Raw genomic sequence first — 2,352 nt, 5'->3', positions numbered from 1 at the left:
GGAGAGGAAGCCGGCGGCGAAGGCGTCGCCCGCGCCGACGGCGGCGGTGACGTCGACGCGCGGGGCGGCCTCCTCGGTGCGGGTGGCGCCCTCGTAGGCGACGGCGCCGTCGGCCCCGCGCTTGACGACGAGGAGTCCGGGTCCGGGCAGCGCGGCGCGGATCGCGTCGGGCCCGCCGGTGATGCCGAAGGCGTCCTCGGCCTCGTCCTCGCCGACGAAGACGAGGTCGGCGCCGCGGGCCAGGTCGAGCAGGACGCGGGCGTCGTCGGGGCGGGTCCACAGGCCCGGCCGGTGGTTGACGTCGAACGAGACGAGCGGGCGCCCGGCGCCGGGTGCGGTGAGCGCGCGCAGCAGGCCGAGGCAGTCGGCGGAGAGCGCGGCGGTGATGCCGGACAGGTGCAGGACGCGGCCGGAGCGCAGGGCATCGAGGTCCGTGTTGGCGGCGGACATCGCGGAGGCGGCGGAGCCGGCCCGGTAGTAGGCGACCTCGTGCGCGTCGGTGGCGCGGTCGCCGGCCGTGCGGAAGTAGATGCCGGTGGGACGGGCGGGGTCGCGGCGCACGGCGCCGGTGTCGACGCCGTACGCGCCGACGGCCTCGATCAGGTGGTCGCCGAAGCCGTCCGCGCCGACGCGGCTGACCCAGCGGGTGCGGTGGCCGGCGGCGGCGAGCGTGCACACGACGTTGGACTCGGCTCCGCCGATGCCGCGGTCGAAGGAGGGAACGTCGGCGAGCCGCCCGGGAACGGAGGGCCGGAACGTGACCATGGACTCGCCGAGCGCGACGACCTCAGCGGCTTCGGCGGCCGGGGCGGCCTCAGCGGCGGGTACGGGTCCGGTGGCGGTCACGGTGCGGGATCTCCTCGCGGCGGGGACGGCTGGGGGCCGGGGGCCAACGGCTCCGTTGACCCGGCGTTGGCTCGGATGTTAGACAGCAGTGAGCGACATACGCAATGACCGTTGCACATCATGCAACAGGCAAGCCTGGAGGAGGCTCCATGACCGCCGACAATGCCGTCGAGCGCCCGGTCCGCCCGGAGGATCTCGCGAGCGAGCGGGTGGACTTCCGCTTCAAGGGCCTGCCGCCCCAGGCCGAGGGCCTGACCTTCGGCGAGCTGGCGGACCGCCGGCTGAACCTCTTCACGGACGGCTTCACCACGCCCGTCCTCGCGCTCTCCGCCGACCGCCTCGAGCACAACCTCGCCCTCATGGAGACGTACACGGAGCGGCACGGGCTCGCGTTCGCCCCGCACGGCAAGACGTCGATGGCCCCCCAGCTCTTCCAGCAGCAGATCGACCGCGGCGCCTGGGGCATCACGCTGGCCGTACCCCACCAGGTGCGCGTGGCACGGCAGTTCGGCATCGAGCGGATCTTCGTGGCCAACGAGATCGTCGACGCGGCGGCGCTGCGCTGGCTCGCCGCCGAGATGGACCGCGACGCCGCCTTCCGCTTCGCCTGCTACGTCGACTCCGTGCGCGGCGTCGAGCTGATGGACGCCGCCCTGAGCGGCGCGGGTGCGACCCGTCCGGTGGACGTCGTCGTGGAGCTCGGGGCCGGCGACGGCGCCCGCACCGGCATCCGCACCGAGGCCGAGTGCGCGCGGGTCGCCGACGCGGTCGCCGCCACGTCCACGCTGCGGCTCGTCGGCGTCGCCGGGTACGAGGGCGAGGTGCCGGACGCCGACGGCGAGCGGGTGCGGGCGTGGCTGCGCCGGCTCGTCGCGCTGGCCGCCGACTTCGACGCGGCGGGACGGTTCGCCGCACTGGACGAGATCGTGATCAGCGCGGGCGGCTCCGCCTGGTTCGACGCGGTCGCGGACGTCTTCGCGGAGATTCCCGAACTGAGCGCGCCCGTCCTGAAGTTGCTGCGCTCCGGCGCGTACGTGTCGCACGACGACGGGCACTACCGGCACCTGACGCCGTTCAACCGGGTCCCCGAGGAGGGCGCCCTCGAACCTGCCTTCCGGCTGTGGGCGCAGGTCGTGTCCCGGCCGACGCCGGAGCAGGCCTTCACCAACGCGGGCAAGCGCGACGCGGCGTACGACCTCGACCTCCCCGAGGCGCAGGTCGTACGGGACGGACGCACGGGGGAGCTGCGCGACGCCACCGGGGTCTCGGTGACGGGGCTCTCGGACCAGCACGGGTGGGTCCGTACGGAGGGCGGGGCCGGCCTGGAGGTGGGCGACTGGATCGGCATGGGCCTGTCGCACCCCTGCACGTCGTTCGACAAGTGGCAGGTCATCCCGGTCGCCGAGGTGGACGGAACGGTGACGGGGTACATCCGTACCTTCTTCTGAGCCCCGGCCTCCACCACCGGCTGGTGGGGGCTGGTCGCGCCCCGCGGCGAAGCCGCTG

At 74.6% G+C, this 2,352-nt stretch carries 2 protein-coding genes; one reads left to right on the top strand and one right to left on the bottom strand.

What is annotated here, in order from left to right:
- Positions 1-846, bottom strand: an 846-nt coding sequence (locus tag GTW43_RS36045) for a sugar kinase (RefSeq protein WP_343246228.1), incomplete at its 3' end; no start/stop codon positions are given.
- Positions 847-995: 149 nt separating this feature from the next.
- Here GTW43_RS36045 and GTW43_RS36040 point away from each other — a divergent pair.
- Positions 996-2,294 (top strand): amino acid deaminase, encoded by a 1,299-nt coding sequence (locus GTW43_RS36040; RefSeq protein WP_161306188.1) that lies wholly within the window; start codon positions 996-998, stop codon positions 2,292-2,294.
- Positions 2,295-2,352 lie beyond the last annotated feature (58 nt).

This window comes from Streptomyces sp. SID5785, assembly GCF_009870065.1.
GTDB lineage: Bacteria > Actinomycetota > Actinomycetes > Streptomycetales > Streptomycetaceae > Streptomyces.
The sequence above is the reverse complement of the archived record's forward strand: the minus strand, read 5'-3'. Positions and strand labels throughout refer to the sequence as shown.